Annotated in this window: 6 protein-coding genes and 1 tRNA gene; 4 read left to right on the top strand and 3 right to left on the bottom strand. The window is 45.3% G+C overall.

Going from position 1 to position 5,988, the window contains the following annotated elements; genetic code table 11:
* The first annotated feature begins 273 nt into the window (after positions 1-273).
* The 4 genes from nfi to PHX29_06810 all read left to right on the top strand — a co-directional run bounded on the left by nfi (position 274) and on the right by PHX29_06810 (position 4,862).
* Positions 274-990 carry a deoxyribonuclease V gene (nfi, locus tag PHX29_06825; GenBank protein ID MDD5605596.1) on the top strand — a complete coding sequence of 239 codons (717 nt, stop codon included), beginning with the start codon at positions 274-276 and terminating at the stop codon, positions 988-990.
* Positions 974-2,078 (top strand): peptide chain release factor 2 gene (gene prfB, locus PHX29_06820; protein MDD5605595.1). Its coding sequence is split into 2 segments (ribosomal slippage): positions 974-1,039 and positions 1,041-2,078, totalling 1,104 coding nucleotides; the frame shifts between segments, so codons are not numbered across the junction. The genes nfi and prfB overlap by 17 nt, the downstream gene beginning before the upstream one ends.
* Positions 2,062-3,282, top strand: a complete 1,221-nt coding sequence (locus tag PHX29_06815) for a peptidase MA family metallohydrolase (protein ID MDD5605594.1) — start codon at positions 2,062-2,064, stop codon at positions 3,280-3,282. The genes prfB and PHX29_06815 overlap by 17 nt, the downstream gene beginning before the upstream one ends.
* Positions 3,222-4,862, top strand: a complete 1,641-nt coding sequence (locus PHX29_06810; GenBank protein ID MDD5605593.1) for a peptide ABC transporter substrate-binding protein — start codon at positions 3,222-3,224, stop codon at positions 4,860-4,862. The genes PHX29_06815 and PHX29_06810 overlap by 61 nt, the downstream gene beginning before the upstream one ends.
* Here the strand turns inward: PHX29_06810 and PHX29_06805 are convergent.
* The 3 genes from PHX29_06805 to PHX29_06795 form a co-directional block, all read right to left on the bottom strand.
* A tRNA-Ser gene (locus PHX29_06805) sits at positions 4,863-4,952 on the bottom strand.
* Between the two features lie 55 nt (positions 4,953-5,007).
* Positions 5,008-5,706, bottom strand: coding sequence for a hypothetical protein (locus tag PHX29_06800; GenBank protein ID MDD5605592.1), 699 nt, complete (start codon positions 5,704-5,706; stop codon positions 5,008-5,010).
* A 54-nt stretch (positions 5,707-5,760) separates the two neighbouring features.
* Positions 5,761-5,988 (bottom strand): hypothetical protein (locus PHX29_06795; GenBank protein MDD5605591.1); only part of this gene is annotated, 228 nt, incomplete at its 5' end.

Raw genomic sequence — 5,988 nt, 5'->3', positions numbered from 1 at the left:
CGTTGATCTTTTGCATCCAACGACTATAGCCTCTCGGGTAATAACTTTCCACATATATCTGTTTCATTAAAAAGACTCCCGGATATCACCTCCCCGGGAGTCCAATATGTATCTGAACTTTTGCATACTGATTAACATAATACAGCTTCAAAACGTTGGAATTATTAACGGAATGATGAGAGTAAATTATTAATAAAATAGTGCGCAATATATAAGTGCTTCAATTTGGTTGATTGGACTATTCCGGCTGGATATAATTCGATTGTGTTAAGGATGAATGATCCATTTGGGTCAATATCTCCCTCCGAGGCTATAGCTATCCAAAAAGAATTAGCTTCCCGGGTGGTTAAAACTGGGACAGTAGACAGCGCTCGGTACATTGCTGGAGTAGACGTATCGTTTCCATCGAAAGGAGATATCGGAATAGCAGCGGTTGTAATACTTGAATACCCCGGTTTGAATGTTGTAGAGGTTTCCAGAGAGTGCGGCAAGGTAACTTTTCCCTATATTCCAGGCTTATTGTCCTTTCGCGAAATACCGCTTATTATTAAGGCTATACAGTGTCTGCAGAATTATCCTGATCTGATAATTGTGGACGGGCATGGATTAGCTCATCCGCGACGGATGGGAATCGCTTGTCACCTTGGATTATATCTGGATATACCGGCGATTGGTTGCGCCAAATCACGGCTTTGCGGTAAATACTCGGAACCGGATACAATGAAAGGCAGCAAATCCTGTCTTATTGATAGAGACGAAGTAATTGGGACAGTCTTGCGTACCCGACAAGATGTACGTCCGGTTTTTATTTCAATAGGGAACAGGATTAGCCTGGAAAGTGCGGAAAAATGGATACTTAGTATCTGCTGGAAGTATCGATTGCCAGCACCCATAAGGCAAGCTCATATGGCTGCTGGTGGTTTACCGATTGTAACGAATAATAGCAAAGAAATACAAGGAGTGCGTAAATCAGGTGTCAGAATTAGCTGATAAACTCGCTGAACTTAAAGAACGTGTTGCGCAAGCAGGGGTGCGGCTTTGACTCGGATAACAAGAGAAAACAGATAGTCCTTCTTGAAAAGGCTTCCGTTGAAGCCAATTTTTGGCAAGATACGCAAAACGCCAGAAAAGTCATGCAGCGACTGGCTACCGCAAGAGAAGATGTGGCCAGGATAGACGGGTTGGTAAAACAGCTTCAGGACATCGAAGAATTGCTGTCTTTTGAAGCCGATATCCATTCTTCTTTGGAAGAAGAGTTGATTTGCGAGCTTGAAGCGGTTGAAGAACAAGTATTAAAGTTGGAATTTGAACTTTCTTTTTCTGGTGTTTACGACCGGCATTCAGCAGTTCTTTACCTGCATGCAGGAGCAGGTGGCACTGAATCACAAGATTGGGCCGAGATGCTGATGCGTATGTATCTGCGCTGGGCAGAGAAAAAAGGGTACAAAGCGGGAGTGCTGGATATATCACCAGGAGATGAAGCCGGGATAAAAAGCGCTACTCTTGAAATCAATGGCAGTCTGGCTTATGGTTATCTGAAGGCGGAGCATGGAGTACATCGTCTGGTGCGCCTCTCCCCCTTTGATTTTGACCATGGTCGACATACGTCTTTTGCCCTGGTTGAAGTGCTCCCCGAAGCTGAAGAGGGTGATATCGATATCACTCTGAACCCCGATGATCTAAGGATCGACACATTTCGTTCTTCCGGTCCGGGTGGGCAGAATATGCAAAAAGTCAGTTCGGCGGTGCGGGTTACCCATCTTCCTACGGGTATTGTGGTTTCCTGCCAGAGCGAGCGTTCTCAACATGTAAACAAAGAAACAGCTTTTCGAATTTTAAAAGCACGCCTGCTAAAGCTGGAAATCGCACGCCGTCAGGAGGAGATCGAACGCATTAAAGGTGAGACAATATCGGCTGCCTGGGGTAACCAGATCAGGAGCTATATCCTGCATCCTTATAAAATGGTCAAAGATCATCGCATAGATTTCCAGGTAAATAATCCCGAAGCAGTGTTAGAAGGAGACCTGGATGAATTGATTACCGCATATCTCAGGTCTGGCTATGAGAGTGAGGTTTAAAAGATCAGCCGTACTCATCATCGCACTTGTGATGGTGCTGGCGGCGTTGCCGTCGCTGCCTGCCCATGCTCAGGTAAAAACGGGGGTAGTAAACAGCCGGGCGGTGGTCGTATATCCCAATTCCATTATTTTCACGATTGATCTGGAAAGCCAGGCTCAAATAACTGATATAAGGCTCAACTATCGCGTTGAGAGAGATAGTTTTGTTGATGTGATATGCGAAGGAGTAGCCGGTTTTACTGATGATAGGCTGTCTGCGAGATGGGTGTGGGATATGTCTAAAACGGGCAATCTTCCACCGGGTACAGTGGTGGAGTACTGGTGGAAGATTGCTAAAGAGAATGGAGGCTCTCTGGTTACTCAAGTGCAGCAGGTGGTCTTTACCGATCATAGATACCAGTGGCAGGAAATTACTCAAGATAACCTTTCTCTTTTTTGGTACAGGGGAGAAAAAGCGTTTGCTCTCGAGCTGATGCAAGCTGCCCAAGCTGCCTTAAGCCAGCTTGAAGCAGATATGGATGCCCATCTCGTTCGCCCGGTTAATATCTACATATATGGCAGCTCGGCCGAACTACAGGGGGCTATGTTGTACGTGCAAGAATGGGCAGGGGGTCTTGCTTTTACCGGGTACGGCGTAGTTGCTATTGGCATTTCGCCTTCAAACCTGGATTGGGGCAAACAGGCCATGGTTCATGAACTGGCACACATTGTCACCCATCAGATGACGAATAATCCCTATAATTCGATTCCAGTGTGGCTCAATGAGGGGATATCCATGTACGCTGAAGGGGAAATGGATGAATATTCCGAGTCTTATTTAAGAAGGGCTGTGTTGAATGGGGATTTAATATCTGTTCAGAGTTTGGCCAGTCCGTTTTCGGCTAACGCAGATACAACATATCTGTCATATGCCCAGAGTTATAGCCTGGTGGAATATTTAATCAAGGAATATGGCCGGGAAAAAATGGCCGGTCTGTTAGATAAATTTAGTCAGGGGGCAGATTATGACCAGGCATTTTTGGATACATATGGTTTTGATATTGATACACTTGATGATGCCTGGCAAGCCTGGGTAAAAGAGAGATACGATATTTATTCTTTACAGACTGCGAGTCTGATGCCCCTGTATCTGGGGTTTGTGGTATGTGGATTGGTAACCATGGCAGCAGTATTTATCATACAAAACAAGAAGCAGCCAGTATGAAAACGCTTCCGCTTTTAATAACAGCTGTTATGGTGCTGTCCAGTGGGCTGACGGCTGTTTCCTGTGACAATGGCAGAAAAACAACCACGGCAGATACTCTCAACCTGTATGGAGTTGATCCATATACTCTTGACCCGGCTTTGAGTGGGGACAACACTTCGCATCAGTATATCATTCAGATGTTTTCCGGGCTGGTAAGGCTGGATAATGATCTTCAGGTATCAGGAGATATCGCAGATCACTGGGAAGTAAGTGATGATGGCACTACATATACCTTTTATCTGCGACAGGATGTGTTGTTTCACGATGGTAAACAATTAACAGCTGATGATTTTAAAGCTTCATGGGAGCGTGCCTGCAGCCCTGAAATCGGTTCTCAGACTGCACCACTGTATCTTGGTGATATTCTGGGTGCACGTCAGGTTATTGATGGTGAAGCTGAAGAAATTTCCGGAGTGCGGGTGGTTGATAAGTACACTCTCGAAATTATCCTTGAGGAACCGCGGAGTTATTTTCTCTACAAACTGGCTTACCCCACGGCTTTTGTAGTTGATACCGAAACAGCTGTCGGCAGTAGCTGGTGGCGATCCGGTGTTAACGGCACGGGGCCTTTCAAGCTTGAGGAGTGGAAACAGGGCAATCGGCTGGAACTGGTAAGATACGACCGGTATTATGGCAAGGTAGCCGATCTGGGGCGAGTGGTGTACCACTTATGGGCTGGTACCGTGATGGATCTTTATGAAACCGGGCAAATAGACGTAGCCGAGATTGGGGAAGACTACGTCGATAAAGTTACCGATGAAAAGAATGAGTTCTTTGACGAGCTTGTTACGATACCGGTACCCAGCCTGACATATATAGGCTTTAATGTTAACGAAGCTCCGTTTGACGATCCATTGATACGTAAGGCTTTTGCTATGGCAATAGATATGGACAGGGTAGTTGGATTGGTTTATCGTGGCTCTGGAGTGGTTGCCGGCAGTGTGATCCCCCCGGGTATTCCAGGGTACAGCCAGACAATTGCAGGGACAGGTTTTGATCCAGATGCGGCCCAAGACATTATTTCCATGTCAAGCTACGGCTCTGTAGATAACCTGCCTGCCATTACTCTCACAACAGGAGGTTACGGGGGCTTTATACCCAATGAGCTGCAGGCGATTGTATACCAGTGGGAAGAAAACATGGGAATTGAAGTTATTGTGAGGCAAATCGAGCCTAACGAGTATTATTACAACCTCATGGCAGAAAAAGATGAATTATTCTACTTCGGCTGGGTGGCTGATTACCCACACCCTCAAAACTTTCTTGAGGTGCTTTTCGGAAGTAGTTCTGTCTCTAACATTGGGGAATACCACAACAGCCATTTCGATGCTTTAATAGCTACTGCGGGGGAAGAGCAAGATTCGATATCCAGTATAGAACTATACCAGCAGGCCGAAGCTGTTCTCATGGAAGATGCCGCCTTGATACCTATTTCATTTGGAACCGAAATGATACTGGTAAAACCATATGTTCATGGGTATAATCCGAATCCTCTTGGAGGAGTTGCGCTGAATGAAGTATGGCTTGAGGGAAAATGATGGCGGAGGGAGTGGGATTCGAACCCACGGTTCCCTTGCGGGAACAACGGTTTTCAAGACCGTCACCATAGACCGCTCGGACATCCCTCCCCGCGGTGTTTGATTTAGCTATTTTAGCATGAGGGCAGCTTTTCTTGCATCTGCTTTAACTTTGTAAACCGGACTTATTGGTTTTATTGACGGAATTCAGCTTGTCTGTTTTTTGCACAGGTGCTTTTCTGGTTCTTCTGACCTTTTTACCAGCTGGACAAAGGATGAGGCACTTGTCACAGAGAACAGAATGCCCATTGGTAGTATGTGGTGAAATGTTGGAAAGGCATTCGTTGGGTTTGGCCATACGGTAGGGCTCGAGGGCTTTTATCGGGCAACTATCTATGCAAATTGAGCAGTTGCGGCAAATTGGATTTTCACTTTCATTATGTGAGGGAGTTTTAGTTTTATCAACAAGAGCTGCAGATGTATAGATACCTATGAAACGAAGCCGGTGACCGTATTTGGGATGAAGCACTATCGTGTTTTTCCCTCTTTTTCCGAGCCCGGCGCGAATTGCTTCGTTTTTAAGATTGGCTTCACCTTCCAATGGATATCCATAGCGACCTGCTGGTTCTGCGGAAAACCCTTTCTTGTGAATGTAATTTACCAACGCTTCCAATTTTGGAGCGATATGGGCGCTGAAACCATACATGACAAAATGGCCGGATTTGTGTCCAAATTCGTCCAGATTACGCTCGGGTGTAGATTCCAGTCCTAGAATAAGTAATGTTCGTCCGTCAGCTTGAAGGGTTGCCCCGCATACATCGAACAGTTCACCAGCTTTAGCAAGTATCTTATCTTCTGTAGTCATGCTATTTCTTGTAAAGCCATATTAATATTCAGAAAAATCCGTGATAGTAATAGTTTAACCCATAAACTGGCCGTTTTCCATTTTGGATCGTTGCCCATCTTGTGCCTGGAAAAATAAGGTGATAATTGTTGTTTCTAATACGTGAAGAAACCATTTGCAAAAGTTCAGATACATATTGGACTCCCGGGGAGGTGATAACCGGGAGTCTTTGTAATGAAACAGATATATGTGGAAAGTTATTATCCGAGAGGCTATAGTCGTTGGATGCAAAAGATCAACGAT

The organism is Dehalococcoidales bacterium (genome assembly GCA_028717385.1).
GTDB lineage: Bacteria > Chloroflexota > Dehalococcoidia > Dehalococcoidales > CSSed11-197 > CSSed11-197.
This window is presented reverse-complemented; position numbering and strand designations above follow the sequence as displayed.